Source organism: Haemophilus parainfluenzae, from assembly GCF_900638025.1.
In the GTDB taxonomy this organism is placed as follows: Bacteria; Pseudomonadota; Gammaproteobacteria; order Enterobacterales; family Pasteurellaceae; genus Haemophilus_D; species Haemophilus_D parainfluenzae_J.
Map to the genome: position 1 here is coordinate 510647 of NZ_LR134481.1, position 24505 is coordinate 535151.

The following is a 24505-nucleotide window of genomic DNA, read 5'->3' on the forward strand; positions in this document are numbered from 1 at the left end:
AGAGGGTTATGAAGAAGATCTTCACAACCTCACTTTATTAATAGTCAGTTAAAACATAGCCATATGCACGAGTACGTCCATCAGGGTCTTTTTGTAAGTAAACCCCTTGGATTTCAGGTGCGAAACCAGGTAATGTGTTGATCCCTTCTTCTAATGCAAGGAAATATTGTTGTGCTGTAGTGCTCCATTTTTCTCCTGGCACTACACATAACACACCTGGAGGGTAAGGTAACGCACCTTCCGCAGCCACACGACCAACAATATCAGTCAACGGAACGAGTTCAACTTTGTTACGCACTAACTCAATATTTGCATCATGTGGATTTAATACATATTCTGGTAATGTCGCTTTGCGGAACAAATCTTTTTGAAGTTGTTTTACATTGCGGCTTACATAAAGGTCATGCATTTCTTGGCATAATTGACGGATTGTGTAACCTTTGTAGCGGTCTTCGTTGTTTTTGTACACAGTTGGCAATACATCTTTTAATAAAGAGTCTTGCTTAATGTGTTTTTCAAACAAGGCGATTTGAGCAACTAAAGTTTGCATTTTGGTGAGGGTTTCTGCCGGAGTGAGCAAGAATAAGATTGAGTTCAAGTCACATTTTTCCGGAATAATACCGTTTTCACGTAAGTAGTTAGCAAGAATGGTTGCTGGTACACCAAATTCTTCATATTCACCTGTTTCTAAGCTAATACCCGGTGTGGTAAGCAAGAATTTACATGGGTCAACGAAGTATTGTTCATCAGCATAACCTTCAAATTTATGCCATGTATCTGTTGGGTGGAATTTGAAGAATTCGAGATTAGTTGCGATTTCTTCTGTGTCATAATCTTGCCATTTTTTACCTTTAATTGTGGTTGGAATAAATGGACGAATTAATTCACAGTGATTTAATACTAATTTACGTGCTTCGATACCGACTTTCACACATTCATGCCATAATCGACGACCAGCTTCACTACCTTGAATTTTCGCATTCACATCTAACGTAGCAAATAACGGATAGAACGGACTAGTTGACGCATGTAGCATAAAGGCATTATTGAAACGTTTGTGGTTTACATAACGATCTTGACCTTTAATGTGTTTATCTTTTTTGTGAATTTGTGAAGTTTGTGAGAAACCTGCTTGTTGTTTATGAACAGATTGTGTCACTAAAATACCTGGGTCATTTTCATTTAATTCAAGCAATAATGGCGAGCAGTCTTTCATCATTGGAATGAATTGTTCATAACCTACCCATGCAGAGTCGAATAAGATGTAATCACAAAGATGACCAATTTTATCTACCACTTGACGTGCGTTATAAATTGTACCGTCATAAGTACCTAATTGAATAACAGCTAAACGGAATGGACGTTTTTGGTTTAATTTTTCAGGCGCCACTTCTTTAATTAATGATTTCAAATAATCTTCTTCGAAGCAGTGACTATCGATACCACCAATGAAACCAAATGGGTTACGAGCAGTTTCTAAGTAAATTGGGGTTGCACCCGCTTGAATTAATGCACCATGGTGGTTTGATTTATGGTTATTACGGTCAAATAACACTAAATCGCCTGGAGCAAGTACAGCATTTAACGCAACTTTGTTTGAAGAAGATGTACCATTCAATACGAAGTAAGTTTTATCTGCATTGAATACTTGAGCCGCATATTTTTGTGCATCACAAGCTGCTCCTTCGTGAATTAACAAGTCACCTAATTTTACGTCCGCATTACAAATGTCCGAACGGAAAATGTTTTCACCGTAGAAGTCATAAAGGAAACGGCCTGCTGGATGTTTACGATAGTATTGACCACCTTGATGTCCCGGACAGTCAAAAGCAATATTACCCATTTCTACATATTCACTTAACATTTTGAAGAATGGAGGTAACATTTTTTCTTCATAAAGTTTCGATGCAGTTTCGATTTGACGGCTATAAAGTTTGATGTCATAACCGTTTAAATCTTGAATATGGTAAATAGAATCATAAAATTTTGGATCCACTTGTTGTTCTTCTGTTTGAACAACGAATACAGGAACGCCGAATTTTGTTGCTTGAATTCTATCGAGGTATTCACCTACATCACTTGAACTTAATACGATGGCTGCAACATCTGTAAAGTCTGTTTTAGCAATCTCAACTAATTCTCTATTTGTAGAGAAATATTGTTCAACTTTTGGGCTATATGCAATTTTTAAGTTTGGCATAATGAACTCCTTTATTTATTTTTGACGTAAAGTTACCCAGCATTATTAATTTTAATAATGCAATAGATTTATTTAGAATAAAACAACCCTCTCTAGTTTTTTATTATAAAAACCAAAGTAAGAATATATTTATTTTAAATTAAATAAGATTAAGTTAATTCCTAAAGATATTTCTTACCTGTTCTAGGCAATACAAAAATATCCAGAAATTAATCTGTGGAGACTCTCTAAACAGAGAGAACAACTCTGTTTAGAGAGCCGTGTTGGATGGTTTGTTTTGAGAAGCAAATAAAGAGTATGAGAAACAAGAACGATAAGATGGCATCATAATATGACGAGTGCGACGAATATGAGCCATTAAAGAACGACCTTTTATCGGATTAAACCGTAAAAGTCTTAATGCCTTTGTATGGACATATCTGTGTATATATGTACGAAATAGCATAGAAAAAATCCCTCTTTCTATCTAAACTAACCTTTGTTGGGTACATTCTCTGCTTGTGTAAATATTATGTCAATAATATTTTTCAAAAAACGTGATCATTATCAAAAAAATAAATTTAAATTTTACATAAAAATAAAACTACAAAAGTATGGAAATATTTTATCCTTAAAATGAGATGATAAATAAATATACCAATTTATCTAGATCCTTCCTAAGCTAAACTCGCAACCATTACTGCTTTAATTGTGTGCATACGGTTTTCTGCTTGTTCAAATGCAATGTTCATTGGCGATTCAAATACATCTTCAGTCACTTCAATACCATTAGCTAATTCAGGATATTTTTCAGCAATTTGACGACCAACTTTGGTTTCACTGTTATGGAAGGCAGGTAAGCAGTGCATAAATTTCACTTTTGGATTACCAGTGCGTTTCATTAATTCAGGTGTGACTTGATAAGGAAGTAATAATTTAATGCGTTCGCCCCAAGTTTCTAATGGTTCACCCATTGAAACCCACACATCAGTATGGACAAAATCTACACCTTTCACCGCTTTGTCGATATCTTCAGTTACAGCAATACGAGCACCGCTTTCTTTAGCAAATTTTTCGCACATTTCCACAAGACTTGCTTCTGGTAATAAAGCTTTAGGTCCACAAATACGAACATCCATACCTAATTTTGCACCAATTAATAAAAGTGAATTACCCATGTTATTTCGAGCATCTCCAATATATACATAGCTAATTTCACTTAATGGTTTGTCGCAATGTTCAATCATGGTAAGTACATCGGCAAGCATTTGTGTTGGGTGGAATTCATCGGTTAAACCATTGAATACTGGTACACCAGCATAATCAGCAAGTTCTTGAACGATACTTTGTTTAAATCCACGATATTCAATGCCATCATACATTCTGCCTAATACGCGGGCGGTATCTTTCATACTTTCTTTGTGGCCAATTTGAGAGGAGTTCGGGTCGATGTAGGTAACTTGTGCACCTTGGTCATAAGCGGCGACTTCAAATGCACAGCGTGTGCGAGTGGAGGTTTTTTCAAAGATGAGCGCAATATTTTTGCCTTTTAATTTTTGTTGTTCTGTGCCTGCATATTTGGCTCGTTTCAAATCTCGGGAGAGATCTAAGAGATATTTAATTTCACGTTCTGTGTGATGAACAAGACTCAATAGGTGTCTATTTTTAAGATTAAAAGCCATAGCGATCTCCTTATCGGATGCCATCAATAAATGGCTACCTTACTGTGAATGAAGTGATTTTTAGCGGATCGGATACCCTATTTTTGTCCCAAACGTGAAGTTTTGCAACCAAATTCAATCCTTTATTTGTGATGTTCATCACACTTCATCCTAGAACTTTATATTGCGCTTTCTTTATATATAAAAGAGATTTAAAATCCTGCCGATTCTCACACAACAGGAGTACATATGATCAACAGAAGAGATTTCATCCAACTTGGCGCAAGCAGCATTTTAGCGTTAAGTGCAAGCCGTTTTGCTTTTGCGAAAAGCGACACACAAGTCGATTTACGTATTGTGGCAACGACCGATATTCACAGTTTCTTAACTGACTTCGATTACTACAAAGATGCACCGACTGAGAAATTCGGTTTTACCCGTGCAGCAAGCTTGATTCGTCAAGCTCGTCAAGAAGTGAAAAACAGCGTTTTAGTTGATAACGGTGACCTAATTCAAGGTAACCCAATTGCTGACTATCAAGCAGCTAAAGGTTATAAAGAAGGCAAATCAAACCCAGCTGTGGATTGCTTAAATGCAATGCACTATGAAGTAGGCACATTAGGCAACCACGAGTTTAACTATGGCTTAGATTATTTAGCGGATGCGATTAAACAAGCGAAATTCCCTATCATCAATGCTAACGTAGTGAAAGTCGGTACCGAAGAGCCATATTTCATGCCTTATGTAATCCAAACAAAAGAAGTGGTGGATAGCCAAGGTAAAACGCATAAACTAAACATTGGTTATATCGGTTTTGTGCCACCACAAATTATGGTGTGGGATAAAGCGAACTTACAAGGCAAAGTAGAAACCCGCGATATCGTGAAAACTGCACAAAAATATGTGCCAGAAATGAAACAAAAAGGTGCAGATATTATTGTGGCACTTGCGCACACTGGCCCATCTGACGAGCCATATCAAGAGGGTGCAGAAAACTCAGCATTCTATCTTGCTGATGTACCGCACATTGATGCGATTGTTTTCGGTCACTCTCACCGTTTATTCCCAAATAAAGAGTTTGCAAAATCACCAAATGCAGATATTGCTAAAGGTACTGTGAAAGGCGTGCCTGAAAGTATGGCAGGTTACTGGGCAAATAACATCAGTGTAATCGACTTAACCCTTGCTCAACACAATGGCAAATGGTTAGTGGCTGATGGTAAAGCGGCTCTTCGCCCAATTTACGACGCTGAAAACAAAAAAGCAATTATAGAAAGTGACGCAGAATTGACCGCACTTTTAAAACCTGTGCATGAAGCCACCCGTGAATTCGTGGCGCAACCAATCGGTAAAGCCACCGATAACATGTATAGCTACTTAGCCTTAGTGCAAGATGATCCAACTATTCAAATTGTGAACCAAGCACAAAAAGCTTATGTTGAAAAAGTAGCACCAAGTGTTGCAGCAATGGCAGGCTTACCAATTTTAAGTGCAGGTGCACCATTTAAAGCAGGTGGACGTAAAAATGACCCTACTGGCTATACAGAGGTGAACAAAGGTGAATTAACCTTCCGTAATGCGGCAGATTTATATCTCTATCCAAATACCTTAATTGTGGTGAAAGCAACGGGTGAAGAATTGAAAGAATGGTTGGAATGTAGCGCAGGTATGTTCAAACAAATCGATCCTACAAGTGACAAACCACAATCTTTACTTGATTGGGAAGGCTTCCGTACTTATAACTATGATGTGATTGACGGTGTAAATTATGAATTCGACCTCACTCAACCAGCGCGTTATAATGGCGAATGCAAATTGATTAACCCGAGTTCACACCGTGTAGTGAATTTAACTTACCAAGGTAAACCGGTTGATCCAAAAGCAGAATTCTTAATTGCGACTAATAACTATCGAGCTTACGGTAATAAATTCCCAGGTACAGGCGATGCACACATTGTTTACGCTTCTCCTGATGAAAACCGCCAAATTCTTGCGGATTATATCAAAGCAGAAAGTGAAAAGCATGGCCATGTAAACCCAAGTGCGGATAAAAACTGGCGTTTTGCACCGATTAAAGGTAACGATAAATTAGATGTGCGTTTTGAAACCTCGCCAAGCGAACAGGCAGCGAAATTTATTCAAGATAATGCACAATATCCAATGAAGAAAGTCGGCACTGATGAAGTGGGCTTTGCGGTATATCAAATCGATTTATCGAAATAACAAAAAAGGGCGTGCTCAGCACGCCCTACTTATTTCAAAGTGCGGTCAATTTTGACCTTATTTCTCTTCTTTTGGAAGTCTAATTAAAGCAAAGATCAAGCCTCCCCAAATCACAAGAAGCGCCACAATCATCATTGCAATTGCAATACTTGTCATCTTTATTCTCCTTTTTCTTCAAGATTAAAGTTCTCTTCATTTTTCCATTTTAAGCGAGAAAGAATGAACGAAACGACTACAAGCAAAATTGCCATACCCCAACCAAAGGTATTTACGAACCAACTTGGATAACCTTCATAACCTTCTGTAAATACCTTCGCACCTTCACTAAATAACATAAAGGCAAGAATACCCGTGGTGATGACAATGCATAAACGCCATAAAAAACCGACTTTAAATGAAGAGCTTTGATTTAAGTGGTTGCCTAATAAGCCTAGCTTTTCATTTGCTACAATCACAATTAATGAAACAAATGCGACCGCTACAATACCAAAGTAGTTCACAAATTTATCGAACACATCAAGCATTGGTAAGCCGGTTGTGGTACCGAATAAAATTACTGAAACCACCATCATTGGTAAACCGACGATAAAGGTCACTTTTGAACGACGAATTCGAAGTTTATCTTGTACCGCAGAAATAATTACTTCAATAACAGAGATAAATGAAGTTAATGCTGCAAAGGTTAATGAACCAAAGAACAATACCCCTAACACTTCACCGAATGGTGCTTTATTAATAATAGTTGGGAATGCAAAGAAGGCTAAACCAATACCTCCTTTTGCCACTTCACTCACTTCTACACCTTGTGCGGTTGCGATGAAACCTAATGCTGCAAATACACCGATACCGGCAAGTACTTCAAAACTTGAGTTTGCAAAACCGACAACCAAACCGCTACCTGTCAAATCAGAATCTTTTTTCAAATATGACGCATACGTGATCATAATCCCGAAACAGATGGAAAGAGAGAAGAAGATTTGACCATAAGCCGCAATCCATACACTTGGATTAGATAATTTTGACCAATCTGGGGTAAATAACGCATTCAAACCTTTCTCTGCACCCGGTAGGAATAAAGAATAAACAACCAACGCCACAAACATCACCACTAAAACAGGCATTAAGATGTCTGCAGATTTAGAAATCCCTTTTTTAATACCTAAAGAAAGGACGCCTAATGCTACTAACCATACTGCGATTAATGGGCCTGTCACCATGCCAACAAACTCAAAGCTCACACCATTGCTGATATCGCCCATTTTTAAGAATTCGTGTAGGAAGAAATCAATTGGTTTATCGCCCCAGGCAGAATTAAGTGAGAAGTAGGTATAGCTTGCCGCCCAACCTAATACCACTGCATAGTAAAGCCCGATAATGACATTGACCATCACCTGCCACCAACCAAACACTTCAAAGTGCGGGTTAAAACGACGATAAGAAAGTGGTGCACCACCACGATGGCGATGACCGATTGCGTAATCTAAGAAAAGCAATGGAATACCGGCGGTTAAAAGTGCAATAAGATAAGGGATAATAAATGCACCGCCCCCGTTTTCATAAGTGGTATAAGGGAAACGCCAGATGTTTCCTAAGCCAACAGCGGATCCAATTGCCGCCATAATAAATGCTTTCCGACCAGAGAAGGTCTCACGCTTTGCGTTTGACTGCGCCATATTAAGTTCCTTTTGAATGAAGAAAGATTTCAATATAATGAATTCTAAAACCGAGTCAAGAACTCAATTTAAAGAGAGATTAAATTCAGTGAATTTTTTTCAAATTTAACTGTCTAATCACACAATTAAATTTTTATTTACACCAAACTGAAAAGGAAACATTTATGGATCTCAACAGCATTTTAAATCAAGTTTTAGATGTCGCTAAAAACTCTGCAAGCAAACTTGAAACCGGCAACCAAACTATTGACTCTATCACTAAAGTAGGTGGCGGTGCTGCATTAGGCGGTATTTTATCAATGATTTTAGGCCGTAGTGGTGGTGCAAGTTTAGCAAAATTAGGCTCACTTGCTGTATTAGGTAACCTTGCTTATCAAGCTTACCAAAACTATCAAAAATCCCAACAAAGCAGCCAACCAAACATCTCAGAAAATGCGTTTGATGTATTAAATTCATCAACTCATATCGATACAGGTGAATTAATTTTACGCACAATGATCGCCGCAGCGGCAGCAGATGGTGAAATTACTGAAGATGAAAAACAAACTATTGCAAACGAAGCAGGTAACAACCCTGAATTAGCACAATGGCTTGCACAAGAAATCCAAAATCCAATTTCTATCAACGAAATTGCACGTCTTGTAGGTAACGATACTGCACTTGCAAGCAATGTGTACTTAGCGGCTCGTTTAGTAAGCAAAGATTTATCTCGCAAAGAAATCATTTTCTTAGCAGACTTAGCAAAAGCGTTAGGATTAGACGATGCGCTTGTGGAACAATTAGAAAAACAAGCAGGTTTCTAATTTTACGCAAAGAAAACATCATGTTTTCTGACCGCACTTTTCATTCAAAAACACGATAATGTTTGTTATCGTGTTTTTTTCATTGGTTTTTTCGCGAAAACCTAACCAAAGGCGAAAAATTCCGCTACAATGCAAAACTTCAATATTCATAAAATTATTTAATAATCATAAAAACGGGAAGCAACATGACAGGCGCACAACTCATTATCGAATGTTTAAAAGCGCACGGTGTAACCGATCTTTTCGGCTACCCAGGCGGGGCAATCATGCCAACCTACGATGCAATTTATGACTCAGGTCTTGACCATCTTCTTTGCCGTAATGAACAAGGTGCCGCAATAGCCGCAATTGGTTATGCTCGCTCTACGGGTAAAGTTGGCGTATGTGTCGCAACATCAGGTCCAGGTGCAACCAACTTAGTAACAGGTTTAGGCGATGCCTTTGCTGACTCTGTACCAATCGTGGCATTTACTGGCCAAGTGGCCGCCCCACTTATCGGTACCGATGCTTTCCAAGAAGCCGATGTTTTAGGTTTATCTCTTGCTTGCACCAAGCACAGCTACATTGTGCAATCCATTGAAGAACTCCCCGAAATTATTGCCTCTGCTTTCCAAATTGCACAAAGTGGCAGACCAGGCCCTGTGTTAATTGATGTGCCTCGTAACATCCAAGTTGGCGATGTACCAGAACATATCAAACCCATTGTAAAACCTGTCGTAAAACCGACCGCACTTTCAGAATTAAAATTAGCTGAAGCAAAAGCGTTATTGACGCAAGCGAAAAAACCCGTGCTTTATGTCGGTGGTGGCGTAGGTATGGCAAACGCAACGCAAGCGGTCAGAAAATTCCTACAAATTACCAAAATGCCGTCCGTTTCGACATTAAAAGGTTTAGGCTCAATTGACCCGACCGATCCCGTTTATATGGGCATGATTGGTATGCACGGCACAAGACCAGCAAACATTGCCGTGCACGAATGTGATTTATTGTTAGTGTGCGGTGCACGTTTTGACGACCGTGTGACGGGTAAATTAGACAGTTTTGCGCCACAAGCTAAAGTCATTCATTGTGATATTGATGCAGCAGAAATCAACAAACTTCGTATGGCCAATGTTGCCCTTCAAGGTGATTTAATTCAAGCCTTAGAGGCTTTAAGTATTCCACTTGCAATCGATGATTGGCGTAAACACATCCAAATATTAAAAGCCAAACTCGATTTCACTTATATCGATAACGCAGGTAATCGTCCGATTAACCCGTGGTCATTGCTCAACACACTTTCTCAACGTAAACCTCAAAATGCGGTGATTTGTACTGATGTGGGCCAACACCAAATGTGGTCTGCACAACATATGCGTCATTTCGCACCAGAAAACTATATTACCTCTGCGGGCTTCGGCACCATGGGATTTGGTTTGCCTGCAGCGGTAGGTGCGAAAAAAGCACGCCCTCATGATGAAGTGATTTTGGTGACAGGCGATGGTTCATTGATGATGAACATTCAAGAATTGGGTTCAATCAAACGCGGCAAATTACCCGTGAAAATTTTGCTGTTAGATAACCAACGCCTTGGTATGGTGCGTCAATGGCAAGACCTTTTCTGGAATAAACGCCGTTCTGAAACCATTCTAGAAGATAACCCTGATTTCGTGATGTTAGCGAAAGCCTTTGATATTCCAGCTGAACGCATTGAGCGCGCTGATGATGTAGATGCGGCACTTAATCGTTTATTAAATAGTGAAACTGCCTATTTATTGCAAGTATGTATTCCACCTGAAGAATGTGTATGGCCATTAGTGCCACCAGGCGCATGCAACACAGATATGCTGGAGGAAATTTAAAATGAACCAATATACTTTTGACTTGATCGCTCAACACCGTCCAGAGGTTTTAGAACGCGTGTTACGCGTTATTCGTTTACGCGGTTTCACTGTGACTAATATGGATATGGCATTGGTAGAAACCCAAGTGCAGTTAAAAATCACTGTAAAATCTGACCGCACTTTTGATTTGTTGGTGAATCAGTTGGCGAAATTACCGGATGTATTAGGAATAAAATGATGAAAAAATTTATCTTACTTGTCATTTCTATTTTATTTGTATTTGGATGTACAACAACACAAGAAAAAGAAATATCTAAGCAAACAGAGGTGATTCAAGCCTTTTTTATTGCAAATAATAATATTTATGCTGTAGGAGATTTAAATAGCTATCAGTTCTCTTCTTCTAAATCAGAAGATGTGCGAAATTTCATTAATTTTTTAAATTCTAAAGATATGAAAGCTTTTAAAGAAGCACGCATAGATCGTATTGAAAAAAATAGTGAAGATAACAAAATTAAAGCATTGATATTTATTGAACTTGATAGCAAAAAATTGGCTAAAAAAGAGATAGAAAGTTTATTTAATAAACGTGATGTTTACAAATCATCTCAGGGAAATCCTGACTTACTTTTTGAAATAAGTCATGGTGAGCTTGTAAAACTTCAGAATAAAGATGAGATATTAATTAAAGGAAAGCTATCTAAACCATTAAAAACAAATTTTATTGAATATAAAAAATCAACAAGTTTTGATTATGAAGGAACCACAGATGGAGCTTCAATGGCTTTAGTTTGGGGAGGTGTTGCTATTCTTATGATTCCATTAGCAATTATTACATTACCATTTCAAGCTGTAGATTCTTTATCTAAATAATTGTATTTATAAACTTAATTATATCGAATAATTCAACGAACCCTAAAAATTTACTTGGAGAGATTATTTATGCCAAAACTACGTTCAGCGACCAGTACTCAGGGTCGTAATATGGCGGGTGCACGTGCCTTATGGCGTGCAACAGGGATGAAAGAAAATGACTTTGGTAAACCGATTATTGCGGTGGTGAACTCATTCACCCAATTTGTACCAGGACATGTTCATTTAAAAGACATGGGTCAACTAGTCGCAGCTGAAATTGAAAAAGCAGGCGGCGTGGCAAAAGAATTCAATACCATTGCGGTGGATGATGGAATCGCAATGGGCCACGGCGGGATGCTTTATTCCTTACCAAGCCGTGATTTAATCGCAGATAGCGTGGAATATATGGTTAATGCTCACTGTGCTGATGCGATGGTGTGTATTTCTAACTGTGACAAAATCACCCCGGGAATGTTAATGGCGGCAATGCGTTTAAACATTCCAGCAATCTTCGTTTCAGGCGGCCCAATGGAAGCGGGTAAAACGAAATTATCCGATCAACTTATTCGCTTAGATTTAGTGGATGCGATGATTGAAGCGGCAGATCCGAATGTAAGCGATGAGCGTATTGATGCGATTGAGCGTAGCGCTTGTCCAACTTGTGGTTCTTGCTCAGGGATGTTTACCGCTAACTCCATGAACTGCTTAACCGAAGCTTTAGGTTTATCTTTACCGGGCAATGGTTCTATGTTAGCGACTCATGCTGACCGTAAAGAATTATTCTTAAAAGCTGGTCGTCAAATTGTTGAGCTTTGCAAACGCTATTATGAACAAGATGATGAAAGCGTATTACCGCGTTCAATTGGCACCTTTGAAGCCTTTGAAAATGCCATGAGTTTAGATATTGCGATGGGTGGTTCAAGTAACACTGTTTTACACTTATTAGCGGCTGCTCAAGAAGCGGGTGTAGATTTCAAAATGGCAGATATTGACCGCTTATCACGCGTTGTGCCTTGCTTAAGCAAAATTGCACCAAATACTAATAAATACCACATGGAAGATGTACACCGTGCAGGTGGGATTATGGGCTTATTAGGCGAACTAGATCGAGCCGGATTAATCCACCGTAACACCAAAACCGTGTTAGGTATGACTTTAGAAGAGCAATTAAATCAATACGATATCATTCGTAACAAAGATGAAGAATTACATAAATTCTTCCGTGCAGGCCCTGCTGGTATTCGCACCACGCAAGCCTTCTCACAAGATTGTCGTTGGGATAGTGTAGATGATGACCGTGTAAGCGGTTGTATCCGTAACAAAGAAAATGCGATTTCTCAGGAAGGTGGTCTAGCGGTATTATTCGGTAACATCGCTAAAGACGGCTGTATCGTAAAAACTGCAGGTGTAGATGAGTCTATCTGGAAATTCACTGGCCGTGCAATCGTATTTGAAAGCCAAGAAGATGCGGTAGCGGGTATTTTAGGTGGCAAAGTTAAAGAAGGCCATGTGGTAGTCATCCGCTATGAAGGTCCAAAGGGTGGCCCGGGTATGCAAGAAATGTTGTATCCAACCAGCTACTTAAAATCAATGGGCTTAGGTAAAAAATGTGCTTTATTGACAGATGGTCGTTTCTCTGGTGGTACCTCTGGATTATCTATTGGTCATGCCTCGCCTGAAGCAGCTTCTGGCGGTGCCATCGGTTTAGTACATGATGATGATATTATCGAAATCAACATTCCAAATCGCTCGATTAACCTTAAAATCAGCGATGAAGAATTAGCAAAACGCCGTACCGAGCAAGATGCTAAAGGCTGGCAACCTGCTCACCGTGAACGTGAAGTATCCTTTGCATTAAAAGTATTTGGTCACTTCGCTACTTCTGCGGATAAAGGAGCTGTGCGTGATAAGAGTCTATTAAAATAATCTCTAATCATTCCTCCTCTCATAAAAGAGAGGAGGATAAAAATAAAGAAAAAATTAACCGCACTTCATCATAACAAATTAAGTATCATGAAAAATTTACTTACCAATCCTCAACCCTCTCAATCGGATTATGTTAACGCGATTGTTAAACTTGGCTCCAGAGTATATGAAGCCGCTACTGTAACCCCGCTACAAAAAATGGGAAAATTATCCGAGCGACTACATAATAATATTTGGATTAAGCGTGAAGACCGCCAACCAGTAAATAGCTTTAAGCTTCGTGGTGCTTATGCAATGATTTCTAGCCTTTCTGATGAACAAAAACAGGCTGGTGTCATTGCTGCTTCTGCGGGTAATCATGCTCAGGGCGTTGCTTTGTCAGCGAAACAGCTTGGATTAAAAGCATTAATTGTTATGCCACAAAATACACCTAGCATAAAAGTGGATGCCGTTCGTGGTTTTGGTGGCGAAGTGCTGTTACACGGAGCCAATTTTGATGAAGCCAAAGCCAAAGCCATTGAGCTTTCAAAATCTAAACATATGACATTTATCCCGCCGTTTGATCATCCATTGGTCATCGCGGGTCAAGGCACGTTGGCTATGGAAATGCTGCAACAAGTGGCTGATTTGGATTATGTCTTTGTTCAAGTTGGTGGTGGTGGCCTTGCGGCTGGCGTAGCGATTTTACTCAAACAATTTATGCCGGAAATTAAAGTGATCGGTGTAGAGTCCAAAGATTCAGCCTGTTTGAATGCCGCTTTAGAAAAAGGGGAACCCACAGATTTAGCACACGTTGCCCTGTTTGCTGATGGTGTAGCAGTAAAACGTATTGGTGATGAAACATTCCGCTTATGCCAGAAATATTTGGATGGTATGGTGTTGGTGGATAGCGATGAAGTTTGTGCCGCAATGAAAGATTTATTCGAAAATGTGCGCGCGATCGCTGAACCATCTGGTGCTCTAGGTCTAGCTGGTTTGAAAAAATACGTAAAACAAAACAATCTAGAAGATAAAAACATGGCAGCGATTTTATCCGGTGCCAACCTTAACTTCCATACTTTACGTTATGTTTCAGAACGTTGCGAAATTGGTGAAAACCGTGAAGCTTTATTGGCGGTAACCATGCCTGAGCAACCTGGTAGTTTCTTAAAATTTGCCCATGTCATCGGTAATCGAGCAGTAACAGAATTTAGTTATCGTTATGCAGATAACCAAAAAGCTTGCATTTTTGTTGGTGTGCGAACGACTAATGAAGCAGAAAAAGCAGACATTATTGCTGATTTAACGAAAAATGGCTTTGATGTTGAAGATATGTCTAATGACGACATTGCTAAAACACACATTCGTTACTTGATGGGTGGACGAGTTTCAAACCGTAATGAGCGACTTTATAGCTTTGAATTCCCAGAACAAAAAGGGGCTTTACTGAAATTCTTAGAAATATTAGGTAAACGCTGGAATATTTCATTGTTCCACTATCGTGCGCATGGTGCCGATTACGGTAATATCCTTGCAGCATTTCAATTAGAAGAAAAAGATAACACAGAATTTGAGCAAGCTTTAACACAACTCGGTTATGTTTATGAAGATGTAAGCGAAAGTAAAGCTTATCGATATTTCTTAAGATAGAAACAAAAAGAGCGGTCAAAATGACCACTCTTTTTTATTACCATAAATTTATCGTTTTGATTTAACGAGTTTTTCAGTAAGCTCGTAAGCACGAAGTTTCGCTAACTCTCTAGAAAGTTTCGCTACAAGTAGGTCATGATCTACATCAGAAATATGAGCCACAATATTTTCTTCTGCTTGGCGTTTTGCATTCAAAATGCGTTCAGCATCCAACTCTTCTCCACGAATTGCTACATCAGCGAGTACTGTTACAACTTTAGGTTGTATTTCTAAAAAACCACCTGAAACATAAATAACTTCTTCAGTTTCATTTTTAAGCGTAAATTTGATAATGCCAGGCTTAATCGCAGTAAGTAAGGGAGTATGACCAGGTAAAATACCAAGCTCTCCTTCAATACCCGTTGCTCTAAGTTGTGTTACATCACCTTCAAAGATTTTATCTTCGGCACTCACGATAATGAGTTTTAATGTTGCCATTTTAGTTCTCCTTCAATAACTTGAAGCGATTACATATTTTTGGCTTTTTCTAGCACTTCTTCGATCGAACCTACCATATAGAACGCTTGTTCTGGAATATGATCGTATTCACCGTCTAAAATACCTTTGAAACCACGAATAGTATCTTTTAATGATACATATTTACCTGGAGAACCGGTAAATACTTCAGCAACGAAGAATGGCTGTGATAAGAAACGTTCAATTTTACGAGCACGTGCCACCACTAATTTATCTTCTTCTGATAATTCGTCCATACCAAGAATAGCGATGATATCTTTTAATTCTTTATAACGTTGTAGGATACCTTGTACGCCACGAGCAACGTCATAATGTTCTTGACCCACGACTAACGGATCTAATTGGCGAGAAGTCGAATCCAACGGGTCAACTGCTGGATAAATACCTAAAGATGCAATTTGACGACTTAATACAACGGTTGAATCTAAGTGTGCGAATGTTGTTGCTGGCGATGGGTCAGTCAAGTCATCCGCAGGCACATATACCGCTTGAACAGAAGTAATAGAACCTGTTTTGGTTGAAGTAATTCGTTCTTGTAACACACCCATTTCTTCCGCTAATGTTGGTTGATAACCTACCGCAGATGGCATACGACCTAAAAGTGCCGATACTTCGGTACCTGCAAGGGTATAACGATAGATATTATCAACAAAGAATAATACATCACGGCCTTCATCACGGAATTTTTCAGCCATAGTTAAACCAGTTAATGCAACGCGAAGACGGTTACCCGGCGGCTCATTCATTTGACCATAAACCAAGGATACTTTATCTAATACGTTAGATTCGGTCATTTCATGATAAAAGTCATTACCTTCACGAGTACGTTCACCAACTCCCGCAAATACAGAATAACCAGAGTGCTCAATCGCAATATTACGGATTAACTCCATCATATTTACGGTTTTACCCACACCCGCACCACCGAATAGACCAACTTTACCACCTTTTGCGAATGGACAAATTAAGTCGATAACTTTAATCCCTGTTTCTAATAATTCTGTACTGTTAGATTGTTCTTCATAGCTTGGCGCTGCACGATGGATAGACCAACTTTCTTCTGCACCAATTTCACCCCGTTCATCAATAGGTTCACCCAATACGTTCATAATACGACCAAGGGTTTTTGTACCTACAGGCACTTGAATTGGGTTACCCGTGTTGTCCACTTTTAAGCCACGTTTTAAACCATCAGATGTACCTAATGCGATACAACGAACTACGCCGCCACCTAATTGTTGTTGAACTTCAAGGGTTAAACCTGATTCAACTTTTAATGCATCATAAACTTTTGGTACTGCATCTTGTGGGAATTCAACGTCAATCACCGCACCGATGATTTGAACAATTTTACCTGTTGCCATTACCGTTCCTCTTTTCGTTAAATTGCAGCCGCACCGGCGACAATTTCATTTAATTCATTTGTAATACTCGCTTGACGAGCTTTGTTATAAACTAACTGCAAGTCATTAATTAAGTTACCCGCATTATCTGTTGCCGCTTTCATTGCAACCATACGAGCAGCTTGCTCGGAAGCAAGGTTATCCACCACAGATTGATACACTTGTGATTCTAAATAACGAGTTAATAAGCTATTTAATAACGCTTTAGGATCTGGCTCATAAAGATAATCCCAAGTGTGTTGTCTTTGCTCTAAATTATCCGTTTCTAATTCTGGTAATGGTACTAATTGTTGATAAATAGGGGATTGAGACATCGTATTGATAAACTTGTTATAAGCAATATAAATCGCATCAATTTCACCTTTACGATAGGCCTCAAACATCCCATTTGCAACACCAAGCAATGCTTCCATTGCCGGATTATCACCGAGACCTGAGAGCTGTTCATTAACAGGCAATCCTAGTGAACGGAAGAAATTAATGCCTTTTGAACCAATTAATCCTAATTGAACATTAATACCTTTCGTTTTCCATTGTTTGATTTCTGTTACCACCGTTTTAAATAAATTTATATTTAAACCGCCACACATTCCTCTATCTGTAGAAACGACTAAAATGCCGACATTCTTCACATCTCTTTCTGCTAGAAATGGATGTTTGTAACCAACATTCGCTTTAGAGACATGGCTGATAACATTTCGTATTGTTTCAGAATACGGACGAGACGCTGCCATACGATCTTGCGTTTTACGCATTTTCGAAGTCGCCACCATTTCCATTGCCTTAGTAATTTTTTGTGTACTTTGTACGCTGGCAATTTTGGTTTTTATCTCTTTTGCACCTGCCATTTTATTTCTCCGTTACTTTTACCATGCGCTATTGGCTTTAAAATTATCCAAAATTGTTTTCAATGTGTTTTTAATCTCATCATTGTAATTACCAGTTTTGGTTAATTCAGCCATAAAATCGCCATGAGTACGGTATGCATAATCTAAAAGTGCGGTCTCAAAACTTGCAATTTTTTGCAATTCCACATCTTCTAAATAACCAAACTCAACAGCAAAAAGTACAATGGCTTGTTCAGCCACACTGAGGGGTGCATATTGTCTTTGTTTTAACAATTCAGTAACTTTTTCACCGTGCGTTAATTGTTTACGTGTCGCATCATCCAAATCAGATGCAAACTGAGCAAACGCTGCTAATTCACGATATTGAGCTAATGCAGTTCGGATACCACCAGCTAATTTTTTCACTACTTTAGTTTGTGCAGAACCCCCCACACGAGATACCGAAATACCAGGGTTTACTGCCGGACGAATACCTGAGTTAAATAAGTTAGATTCTAAGAAAATCTGACCATCGGTAATCGAAATTACGTTGGTTGGAACGAATGCAGAAACGTCACCCGCTTGAGTTTCAATAATAGGAAGAGCGGTTAAAGAACCTGTTTTTCCTTTTACTGCGCCTTGAGTAAATTTCTCTACGTATTCTTCATTTACACGTGCAGCACGTTCAAGCAAACGTGAGTGTAGATAGAATACGTCACCTGGATAGGCTTCACGACCTGGTGGACGACGTAACAATAATGAAATTTGACGATAAGCAACGGCTTGTTTTGATAAGTCATCGTAAACGATTAACGCATCTTCACCGCGATCACGGAAATATTCACCCATTGCACAACCAGCATAAGGTGCTAAATATTGTAACGCAGCTGATTCAGATGCTGATGCCGCAACAACGATTGTGTTTTCAAGTGCACCATGTTCTTCTAATTTACGTACTACATTTGCGATTGTAGACGCTTTTTGGCCGATCGCGACATAGATACATTTAATACCTGAATTACGTTGGTTGATGATTGCATCGATTGCTAATGCTGTTTTACCTGTTTGACGGTCACCGATGATTAACTCACGTTGACCACGACCGATTGGCACCATTGAGTCAACTGCTTTATAACCGGTTTGTACTGGTTGATCAACAGATTTACGATCGATAACACCTGGCGCAATAACTTCAACAGGAGAGAAACCATCGTTTTCAATTTCGCCTTTACCATCGATTGGTTGACCAAGTGTGTTTACCACTCGACCTAATAAACCACGACCAACTGGTACTTCAAGGATACGGCCAGTACATTGTACTTCCATACCTTCCGCTAAATCTGCGTAAGGACCCATTACTACCGCACCAACAGAATCACGTTCAAGGTTAAGTGCCATTGCGTAACGGTTGCCTGATAAGGCGATCATTTCGCCTTGCATCACATCGCTTAAACCGTGAACACGAATAATCCCATCGCTTACAGAAACAATCGTCCCTGTATTACGGGCTTCGCTCACTACATCGAATTGAGCGATGCGTTTTTTAATCAATTCACTAATTTCAGTTGAATTTAGTTGCATCTTGTATTCCTCTTATAATTGCAACTCATTTGCGAGACGAGCAAGTTGCCCACGGCTACTTCCGTCAATCACAAAGTCTTCAGTACGAATAACCACACCGGCAATCAGTGAGCTATCTACGTTGCAATTTAATTTCACTTTGCGAGCCAATCTCTTTTCCATTGCAGCTGCAATTTTTTCGATTTGTGTTGCATTCAATGGTTGTGCGGAAGTTACTTCAACTTCTGCAATAGCTTGGTGTTCTTCTACATAATGTTTAAATTCTTCAAATACAGTAGAAATCGCACTCAAACGCTTATTTTCAGCCATTAACCGAATAAGATTTTGCCCATATTGATCCAATTGTTCGCCACAAATAGAAATTACTGTATTAGCTAATTTCTGTGCAGAAAGAGAGCTACTTAAGTAAGCTTTTACCGTTTCATCTTCAGCTACGGCAGCAGCGAAACCTAACATTTCAGTCCATTTTTCGACCGCACTTTGTTCAATGGCAAAGTCGAATGCAGCTTTTGCATAAGGGCGAGCTATTGTAGTTAATTCTGACATAAGCTAAGCCTCTTATAACTCTGCAACTAATTTATCAATAATGTCATTGTTTGCCGCTTCATCAATAGAACGACCCACAATTTTCTCAGCACCAGCTACTGCCAATGAAGCTACTTTTACACTCAATTCTTCTTGAACACGTTTACGTTCTGCTTCTACTTCTGCATAACCTTGTGCAATAATTTTTGCTTTCAGTTCTTCGGCTTCAGCCTTCACTTCGTCTAACACTTCATTGCGACGTTTATTCGCTGCATCTAAAATTTCTTGAGCTTGTACTTTTGCAGCTGAAATTTCTTGTTCAACAAGATTTTTCGTATCTGCCTGCTCTTTTTTAGCTGCTTCAGCTGACGCTAAAGCGTTCGCAATTTGGCTTTGACGTGTTTCAATCGAATTAATAATTGGTGGCCAAACAAACTTCATACAAAACCACACAAAAAGTGCGAATGCGATAAGTTGACCAATCAATGTTGCATTTAAATTCACAACGTCCTCCTTACTATGCTTGTTTTACGTTGATAAGCAAATAAGGTAATTAGTGCAATAAACCGATGAATGGGTTTGCGAAAATGAAAAGTAATGAAATACCAACAGCAATCATTGCAATCGCATCCAAAAGTCCTGCCACGATAAACATTTTAGTTTGTAGGCTAGATGCTAATTCAGGTTGACGAGCAGATGATTCTAAAAATTTACCACCTAAGATCGCAAAGCCGATCGCCGTACCTAATGCAGCAAATGCAAGAAGGATTGATGCACCAATGATTGTCGCTGTAATTACAGTTTCCATAATGTTCTCCAATAGAAGTTAAGTTTAGCCCTAGAGCCGGTTAATAAAAAATTAATGTTCTGCTTTGTTATAAGCAATACTTAAGTAAACCACCGTCAACATCATAAAGATGAATGCTTGTAATGTTATTACCAAAATATGGAAAATAGCCCAAGCAAGATGTAATGGAATTCCTAATGCTGCAATCGCTGTATTAGCAGAATACATCACAGCGATAAGAATAAAGATTAGCTCCCCTGCATACATATTACCGAAAAGACGGAAAGCAAGTGAAATTGGTTTGGCTAATAAAGTGACAGTTTCAAGAATAAAGTTTACCGGAATAAATGCCCAATGATTAAAAGGATGCAGTGTATATTCTTTAACTAAACCACCAAAACCTTTTGATTTAATTGTATAGAAAAGAATAAGAAAGAATACACAGATCGACATACCTAATGTTGAACTGATATCAGCTGTTGGAACTGCTCTTAAATAATGAATACCAAAAAGACCTGCAAATTGAGGAAGAAAATCAACTGGAATCAAGTCAATAGCATTCATAATGAACACCCAACAAAAAATGGTTAAAGCAATTGGCGCAACCACATTACGAGGACCATGAAAATTTTCTTTCACAATACCATCAACCCAACCTACTATTATTTCAACCAAGCATTGCATTTTGCTCGGTACGCCTGTCGTGGCATTCTTTGCAATACGAGAAAAAATAAACAAAAAAATTACTGCAGATACGATCGAGAAAAAGAGCGTATCAACATGAACATTCCAGAAACCATCACCTGTTTTAAAAAAAGACAGATGATGACTGATATATTCAGAAGTTGTTTGTCCAGACATAGTCAACCCTTTGTAAAAAATTAAGATTTATTTAACAAAAACGGAATAAAATTATTCAACGCTAATGCTGTAAAAAAACCAATAAAAAATAATATAAAATGAGAGACTGAAAGCCATTTTAATGAACCTCCCACAAGCACAATAGTGAGTATAAACTTCACTATTTCGCCATAATAAAATGTTGTCAATTTTGCTGAGAACTCTTGTTTTCGAAAAAAAATAATATAAACAAAAACACAAAATGGTGCAAAAGCACAGACAAATCCTAAAGAAAAATCAACCGCACTTTTAGTCCACCAAAGTGTAATGAATAAACTTAATATAACAAGACACGCAGACTCAATTACTATCGCTTTTTTATATCGATTTCTAGCCTGCGTTAAAACTTTAGACATTATCTGATTTTTTTAATATAGAAACTGTTTAATTATACCCTTGCTGTGCAGAGTTTCAACTTTTAAACGACTAAAAAATGTTAAATAAATCACACTTTTAAAAAATTATTCATAAAATGTTCGTAAGAAAAGTGTTTTTTATCGCAAAACGATTAAATGTCGTTCACCTATCAGTTCTGGAACATATAATTCAATCACTTCTTGAATAGTATATTTTTTATTCAATTGATTAATTTCATCTTCCTGATAAATACCTTTTAAAGCATAAAAATATCCATCTTGTTTTGGCAAATGATGACACCAATCTGTCATATCTTTTAACGAAGCAAATGCACGACTTAATACTCCGTCAAATTTTTGTTCAGGTTGGTATTCCTCAACGCGGCTAAGAACAGATTCTACATTTGTTAGTCTTAACTCACGTACTGCATTTCGAATGAAGCTAATACGCTTACCTAAACTGTCTAATAAGACAAATTGCTTAGTAGGATTAATAATGGCTAAAGGCAGGCCTGGCAAGCCTGGACCTGTTCCTACATCAATAAAACGATCTCCTTGTAAATAAGGACTAACAACAATACTATCCAAGATATGTTTTACTAACATTTCTTGTGGATCACGTACAGAGGTTAAGTTATAGGCTTTATTCCACTTATGGAGTAATTGCACCAACTGGATCAGTTGATTTTTTTGTAGATCGGTTACTTGAATTTCTGCTTGAGCCAGTAAATTTTCGAGTTTTGCTTTCATTTTTCTATCTATCTTGTCTGTTTATAGTTATTCTACTTGAAAGAGCGGTTAAAATCCTTAGTGTTTTTATTTCATTAAATAATTTAGCCTACTAATTACATCTTTTTAATTTGTAATATAAAAAATGCGGTGAAAATTCACCGCATTTTTGCTTTCAATACCTGAGAGCTTTACTCCCCGCGTTTTAGCATGCCTTGTTTTTTCAAATTAACCAGAATAATTGAAATTGCTGCAGGGGTAATGCCTGAAATTCGGCTTGCTTGACCAATAGAAACCGGACGATGCTGTTCCAACTTCGCACGTACTTCATTAGATAAACCAGACACTTTGCTGTAATCAAAGTTAGTCGGAATTGCCGTATTTTCGTGGCGTTTTTGTTTTTCAATTTCTTCTTGTTGATGCTCAATATAGCCTTGATACTTAATAGCAATTTCCACTTGTTCTACGGCTTCTCTATCTTCCATTGCCGGTTGATATGGCGTTAAAGAAGTCAAAATATCGTAGGTCATTTCTGGACGGCGCAATAAATCTTCACCGCTGGCTTCACGCACAAGTGGGCTACCGAGCACTTTATTTGCTTCTTCTAAATATTCAGAACGCGGATGCAACCAGATGCTGCGTAAGCGTTGGCGTTCCTGTTCAATATTTTCCATTTTTTGATTAAAGCGCGCCCAACGAGCCTCATCAATCAAACCTAATTCATGAGCAATTGGCGTTAAACGAATGTCCGCATTGTCTTCACGTAATAACAAACGGTATTCTGCACGAGAAGTGAATACGCGATACGGTTCTTTGGTGCCAAGCGTGCAAAGATCATCCACCAATACGCCTGTATAAGATTGATCGCGACGTGGATACCATGCCTCTTTTTCTTGTACGTAAAGACCTGCGTTAATCCCCGCCAATAAGCCTTGTGCTGCCGCTTCTTCATAACCGGTTGTACCGTTAATTTGACCCGCAAAGAATAAACCCGAAATAGATTTAGTTTCTAACGTTGGTTTTAAGTCACGTGGATCAAAATAATCATATTCAATCGCATAACCTGGTTTAATAATGCGGGCTTTTTCCAAACCTTTCATGGAATTCACAATGCCCATTTGCACGTCAAACGGTAAACTGGTCGAGATCCCGTTTGGATATACTTCATTACTGGTTAAGCCTTCAGGTTCCAAATAAATTTGATGTGAATTACGATCCGCAAAACGCATTACTTTATCTTCAATAGATGGGCAATAACGTGGACCGATCCCTTCAATCACACCGGTATACATTGGACTGCGATCCAAGTTATTACGGATCACTTCATGGGTTTGTTCATTGGTATGGGTTATATAACAAGGAATTTGCTGTGGGTGATCATCCACTGATCCCATAAAAGAGAATACCGGTAATACGGCATCACCATGTTGTTTAGCCAATATATCGAAATTGATCGTGCGTGCATCAATACGCGGTGGGGTACCCGTTTTCAAACGATCTACACGTAAATTCAGATCACGTAAACGATGAGAAAGTGTAACAGATGCCGGATCACCAGCTCGGCCACCTGCATAATGTTCTAAACCAATATGGATCTTACCCGCTAAGAAAGTACCGGCAGTTAAAACCACCGATTTAGCGCGGAATTTAAGCCCCATTTTGGTTTCCACACCACAAACGCGATCTTGCTCAATTAAAATATCGGTTACTTCTTGTTGGAAAATATCTAAATTTGGTTGGTTTTCAAGTGCAATGCGTACTGCTTGACGATATAACACCCGGTCAGCTTGAGCACGAGTTGCACGTACAGCAGGTCCTTTACTGCTGTTTAAAGTACGAAATTGAATACCGGCTTTATCCGCTGCGTGAGCCATAAGACCGCCCATCGCATCAATTTCTCTTACTAAATGCCCTTTACCAATGCCACCAATGGCTGGATTACATGACATTTGTCCAAGGGTATCGACATTATGTGTCAATAACAGAGTTTTTAATCCCATACGTGCAGGTGCTAATGCCGCTTCTGTACCAGCATGACCGCCACCAACAACGATCACATCATAATTTTCGGTGTAAAACATATCTCTCTCTTTATCTTTAATTTGATCT

Annotated in this window: 23 protein-coding genes; 7 read left to right on the forward strand and 16 right to left on the reverse strand. The window is 38.7% G+C overall.

Going from position 1 to position 24505, the window contains the following annotated elements; all coding sequences use genetic code 11:
- Positions 1-37: 37 nt before the first annotated feature.
- The 3 genes from speF to EL215_RS02565 all read right to left on the reverse strand — a co-directional run bounded on the left by speF (position 38) and on the right by EL215_RS02565 (position 3861).
- A complete protein-coding gene (gene speF / locus EL215_RS02555) occupies positions 38-2200 on the reverse strand; it encodes an ornithine decarboxylase SpeF (RefSeq protein ID WP_126469984.1) in 2163 nt (720 codons plus the stop codon).
- A gap of 250 nt (positions 2201-2450) precedes the next feature.
- Complete coding sequence (gene speFL / locus EL215_RS10420) at positions 2451-2645, reverse strand: leader peptide SpeFL (RefSeq protein WP_100059562.1); 195 nt, start codon at positions 2643-2645, stop codon at positions 2451-2453.
- Positions 2646-2856: 211 nt separating this feature from the next.
- Positions 2857-3861 carry an ornithine carbamoyltransferase gene (locus EL215_RS02565; RefSeq protein WP_126469986.1) on the reverse strand — a complete coding sequence of 335 codons (1005 nt, stop codon included), beginning with the start codon at positions 3859-3861 and terminating at the stop codon, positions 2857-2859.
- A gap of 228 nt (positions 3862-4089) precedes the next feature.
- Between EL215_RS02565 and cpdB the strand changes: the two genes are divergently transcribed.
- Positions 4090-6063 (forward strand): 2',3'-cyclic-nucleotide 2'-phosphodiesterase, encoded by a 1974-nt coding sequence (gene cpdB, locus EL215_RS02570; protein WP_126469988.1) that lies wholly within the window; start codon positions 4090-4092, stop codon positions 6061-6063.
- A gap of 57 nt (positions 6064-6120) precedes the next feature.
- Here the strand turns inward: cpdB and EL215_RS02575 are convergent, their stop codons facing one another.
- Positions 6121-6219: a methionine/alanine import family NSS transporter small subunit gene (locus EL215_RS02575; protein WP_049355588.1), complete on the reverse strand. Its 99-nt coding sequence runs from the start codon at positions 6217-6219 to the stop codon at positions 6121-6123.
- A 2-nt stretch (positions 6220-6221) separates the two neighbouring features.
- Positions 6222-7736, reverse strand: coding sequence for a sodium-dependent transporter (locus EL215_RS02580; protein ID WP_126469990.1), 1515 nt, complete (start codon positions 7734-7736; stop codon positions 6222-6224).
- Positions 7737-7900: 164 nt separating this feature from the next.
- On the opposite strand from EL215_RS02580, the gene EL215_RS02585 reads away from it, so the two are divergent.
- The 6 genes from EL215_RS02585 to ilvA all read left to right on the forward strand — a co-directional run bounded on the left by EL215_RS02585 (position 7901) and on the right by ilvA (position 14772).
- Positions 7901-8539: a tellurite resistance TerB family protein gene (locus tag EL215_RS02585; protein ID WP_126469992.1), complete on the forward strand. Its 639-nt coding sequence runs from the start codon at positions 7901-7903 to the stop codon at positions 8537-8539.
- Positions 8540-8724: 185 nt separating this feature from the next.
- The gene (gene ilvG / locus EL215_RS02590; RefSeq protein ID WP_126469994.1) at positions 8725-10380 is read left to right on the forward strand and encodes an acetolactate synthase 2 catalytic subunit; all 1656 of its coding nucleotides are present in this window, start codon (positions 8725-8727) and stop codon (positions 10378-10380) included.
- 1 nt (position 10381) lies between these two features.
- A complete protein-coding gene (ilvM, locus tag EL215_RS02595; RefSeq protein WP_126469996.1) occupies positions 10382-10600 on the forward strand; it encodes an acetolactate synthase 2 small subunit in 219 nt (72 codons plus the stop codon).
- Positions 10597-11235, forward strand: a complete 639-nt coding sequence (locus tag EL215_RS02600) for a hypothetical protein (protein ID WP_126469998.1) — start codon at positions 10597-10599, stop codon at positions 11233-11235. The genes ilvM and EL215_RS02600 overlap by 4 nt, the downstream gene beginning before the upstream one ends.
- 69 nt (positions 11236-11304) lie before the next feature.
- Positions 11305-13143 carry a dihydroxy-acid dehydratase gene (ilvD, locus tag EL215_RS02605; RefSeq protein ID WP_126470000.1) on the forward strand — a complete coding sequence of 613 codons (1839 nt, stop codon included), beginning with the start codon at positions 11305-11307 and terminating at the stop codon, positions 13141-13143.
- An 87-nt stretch (positions 13144-13230) separates the two neighbouring features.
- A complete protein-coding gene (gene ilvA, locus EL215_RS02610) occupies positions 13231-14772 on the forward strand; it encodes a threonine ammonia-lyase, biosynthetic (RefSeq protein ID WP_126470002.1) in 1542 nt (513 codons plus the stop codon).
- 48 nt (positions 14773-14820) lie between these two features.
- On the opposite strand, the gene EL215_RS02615 is transcribed toward ilvA, so the two are convergent.
- The 11 genes from EL215_RS02615 to mnmG all read right to left on the reverse strand — a co-directional run bounded on the left by EL215_RS02615 (position 14821) and on the right by mnmG (position 24477).
- Complete coding sequence (locus tag EL215_RS02615) at positions 14821-15249, reverse strand: F0F1 ATP synthase subunit epsilon (protein ID WP_126470004.1); 429 nt, start codon at positions 15247-15249, stop codon at positions 14821-14823.
- 29 nt (positions 15250-15278) lie between these two features.
- The gene (gene atpD / locus EL215_RS02620) at positions 15279-16652 is read right to left on the reverse strand and encodes a F0F1 ATP synthase subunit beta (RefSeq protein WP_049355597.1); all 1374 of its coding nucleotides are present in this window, start codon (positions 16650-16652) and stop codon (positions 15279-15281) included.
- A 17-nt stretch (positions 16653-16669) separates the two neighbouring features.
- Entirely contained in the window at positions 16670-17539 is an 870-nt protein-coding gene (atpG, locus tag EL215_RS02625) for a F0F1 ATP synthase subunit gamma (protein WP_126470006.1), read from the reverse strand.
- Between the two features lie 18 nt (positions 17540-17557).
- Positions 17558-19099 carry a F0F1 ATP synthase subunit alpha gene (gene atpA, locus EL215_RS02630; RefSeq protein ID WP_126470008.1) on the reverse strand — a complete coding sequence of 514 codons (1542 nt, stop codon included), beginning with the start codon at positions 19097-19099 and terminating at the stop codon, positions 17558-17560.
- Between the two features lie 12 nt (positions 19100-19111).
- Positions 19112-19645: a F0F1 ATP synthase subunit delta gene (gene atpH / locus EL215_RS02635; protein WP_049375149.1), complete on the reverse strand. Its 534-nt coding sequence runs from the start codon at positions 19643-19645 to the stop codon at positions 19112-19114.
- 12 nt (positions 19646-19657) lie between these two features.
- The gene (atpF, locus tag EL215_RS02640; RefSeq protein WP_126470010.1) at positions 19658-20128 is read right to left on the reverse strand and encodes a F0F1 ATP synthase subunit B; all 471 of its coding nucleotides are present in this window, start codon (positions 20126-20128) and stop codon (positions 19658-19660) included.
- Positions 20129-20177: 49 nt separating this feature from the next.
- A complete protein-coding gene (gene atpE / locus EL215_RS02645) occupies positions 20178-20432 on the reverse strand; it encodes a F0F1 ATP synthase subunit C (RefSeq protein WP_005629249.1) in 255 nt (84 codons plus the stop codon).
- A gap of 51 nt (positions 20433-20483) precedes the next feature.
- On the reverse strand, positions 20484-21272 hold the full coding sequence (gene atpB / locus EL215_RS02650; RefSeq protein ID WP_126470012.1) for a F0F1 ATP synthase subunit A: 789 nt from the start codon (positions 21270-21272) through the stop codon (positions 20484-20486).
- 20 nt (positions 21273-21292) lie between these two features.
- Positions 21293-21667 (reverse strand): ATP synthase subunit I, encoded by a 375-nt coding sequence (locus EL215_RS02655; RefSeq protein ID WP_126470014.1) that lies wholly within the window; start codon positions 21665-21667, stop codon positions 21293-21295.
- A 138-nt stretch (positions 21668-21805) separates the two neighbouring features.
- Positions 21806-22417 (reverse strand): 16S rRNA (guanine(527)-N(7))-methyltransferase RsmG, encoded by a 612-nt coding sequence (gene rsmG / locus EL215_RS02660; RefSeq protein ID WP_126470016.1) that lies wholly within the window; start codon positions 22415-22417, stop codon positions 21806-21808.
- Positions 22418-22587: 170 nt separating this feature from the next.
- Positions 22588-24477 carry a tRNA uridine-5-carboxymethylaminomethyl(34) synthesis enzyme MnmG gene (gene mnmG / locus EL215_RS02665; RefSeq protein ID WP_126470018.1) on the reverse strand — a complete coding sequence of 630 codons (1890 nt, stop codon included), beginning with the start codon at positions 24475-24477 and terminating at the stop codon, positions 22588-22590.
- Positions 24478-24505: the final 28 nt, after the last annotated feature.

Bases quoted from the DNA above. Each gene is read 5' to 3' on its own strand.
- speF (WP_126469984.1), bottom strand. From the start codon at position 2,200: ATGCCAAACTTAAAAATTGCATATAGCCCAAAAGTTGAACAATATTTC.
- speFL (WP_100059562.1), bottom strand. From the start codon at position 2,645: ATGCTATTTCGTACATATATACACAGATATGTCCATACAAAGGCATTA.
- EL215_RS02565 (WP_126469986.1), bottom strand. From the start codon at position 3,861: ATGGCTTTTAATCTTAAAAATAGACACCTATTGAGTCTTGTTCATCAC.
- cpdB (WP_126469988.1), top strand. From the start codon at position 4,090: ATGATCAACAGAAGAGATTTCATCCAACTTGGCGCAAGCAGCATTTTA.
- EL215_RS02575 (WP_049355588.1), bottom strand. From the start codon at position 6,219: ATGACAAGTATTGCAATTGCAATGATGATTGTGGCGCTTCTTGTGATT.
- EL215_RS02580 (WP_126469990.1), bottom strand. From the start codon at position 7,736: ATGGCGCAGTCAAACGCAAAGCGTGAGACCTTCTCTGGTCGGAAAGCA.
- EL215_RS02585 (WP_126469992.1), top strand. From the start codon at position 7,901: ATGGATCTCAACAGCATTTTAAATCAAGTTTTAGATGTCGCTAAAAAC.
- ilvG (WP_126469994.1), top strand. From the start codon at position 8,725: ATGACAGGCGCACAACTCATTATCGAATGTTTAAAAGCGCACGGTGTA.
- ilvM (WP_126469996.1), top strand. From the start codon at position 10,382: ATGAACCAATATACTTTTGACTTGATCGCTCAACACCGTCCAGAGGTT.
- EL215_RS02600 (WP_126469998.1), top strand. From the start codon at position 10,597: ATGATGAAAAAATTTATCTTACTTGTCATTTCTATTTTATTTGTATTT.
- ilvD (WP_126470000.1), top strand. From the start codon at position 11,305: ATGCCAAAACTACGTTCAGCGACCAGTACTCAGGGTCGTAATATGGCG.
- ilvA (WP_126470002.1), top strand. From the start codon at position 13,231: ATGAAAAATTTACTTACCAATCCTCAACCCTCTCAATCGGATTATGTT.
- EL215_RS02615 (WP_126470004.1), bottom strand. From the start codon at position 15,249: ATGGCAACATTAAAACTCATTATCGTGAGTGCCGAAGATAAAATCTTT.
- atpD (WP_049355597.1), bottom strand. From the start codon at position 16,652: ATGGCAACAGGTAAAATTGTTCAAATCATCGGTGCGGTGATTGACGTT.
- atpG (WP_126470006.1), bottom strand. From the start codon at position 17,539: ATGGCAGGTGCAAAAGAGATAAAAACCAAAATTGCCAGCGTACAAAGT.
- atpA (WP_126470008.1), bottom strand. From the start codon at position 19,099: ATGCAACTAAATTCAACTGAAATTAGTGAATTGATTAAAAAACGCATC.
- atpH (WP_049375149.1), bottom strand. From the start codon at position 19,645: ATGTCAGAATTAACTACAATAGCTCGCCCTTATGCAAAAGCTGCATTC.
- atpE (WP_005629249.1), bottom strand. From the start codon at position 20,432: ATGGAAACTGTAATTACAGCGACAATCATTGGTGCATCAATCCTTCTT.
- atpB (WP_126470012.1), bottom strand. From the start codon at position 21,272: ATGTCTGGACAAACAACTTCTGAATATATCAGTCATCATCTGTCTTTT.
- EL215_RS02655 (WP_126470014.1), bottom strand. From the start codon at position 21,667: ATGTCTAAAGTTTTAACGCAGGCTAGAAATCGATATAAAAAAGCGATA.
- rsmG (WP_126470016.1), bottom strand. From the start codon at position 22,417: ATGAAAGCAAAACTCGAAAATTTACTGGCTCAAGCAGAAATTCAAGTA.
- mnmG (WP_126470018.1), bottom strand. From the start codon at position 24,477: ATGTTTTACACCGAAAATTATGATGTGATCGTTGTTGGTGGCGGTCAT.